2 protein-coding genes are annotated in these 577 nt (G+C 46.3%); both read left to right on the top strand.

Annotated features, from left to right (window positions below; all coding sequences use genetic code 11):
- Positions 1 to 242, top strand: a 242-nt coding sequence (locus tag PULV_RS00015; RefSeq protein WP_193330561.1) for a UDP-N-acetylglucosamine 2-epimerase, incomplete at its 5' end; no start/stop codon positions are given.
- Between the two features lie 127 nt (positions 243 to 369).
- Positions 370 to 577, top strand: a 208-nt coding sequence (locus PULV_RS00010) for a 3-hydroxyacyl-CoA dehydrogenase NAD-binding domain-containing protein (protein ID WP_227009312.1), incomplete at its 3' end; no start/stop codon positions are given.

The following is a 577-nucleotide window of genomic DNA, read 5'->3' as shown; positions in this document are numbered from 1 at the left end:
AAGAAGCCCCCAGCCTAGGTAAACCGGTACTGGTGATGCGCGATACCACAGAGCGCCCAGAAGCGGTGGCAGCAGGCACGGTTAAATTAGTCGGCACCGATAAAGACCGCATAGTGAGTGAAGTCCATAACTTACTGATTAACCAAGCCGATTACGACACCATGAGCCGTGCACATAACCCATATGGTGATGGCCAAGCCTGCGCCCGTATTGTCGCAAAAATTAAAAAGCACTTTGCTTAAACACAGCCGCAAAGGCTAAAACAATCAGTTAAATAAAAAACCAGTTAATCATTTTATTGCCCGCGCTGTTTAAGCGAACAGAAGTAAAAACGGCGCGTATCAATCATAAGTTTTAAGGAAAAAGACCATGTCTATCAAAAAAGTATCCGTGATAGGGTTAGGGTATATCGGCTTACCAACAGCGGCTGTAATTGCATCGCGCGGAATGGAAGTCGTGGGGGTTGATGTCAACCAACATGCAGTAGACACCATTAACGCTGGTGACATTCATATCGTCGAGCCTGATTTAGACATCGTTGTACGCGGTGTCGTTACAACGGGTAATTTACGTGCCA

The sequence above is a fragment of the Pseudoalteromonas ulvae UL12 genome (assembly GCF_014925405.1).
GTDB classification, from domain to species: Bacteria; Pseudomonadota; Gammaproteobacteria; order Enterobacterales; family Alteromonadaceae; genus Pseudoalteromonas; species Pseudoalteromonas ulvae.
This window is presented reverse-complemented; position numbering and strand designations above follow the sequence as displayed.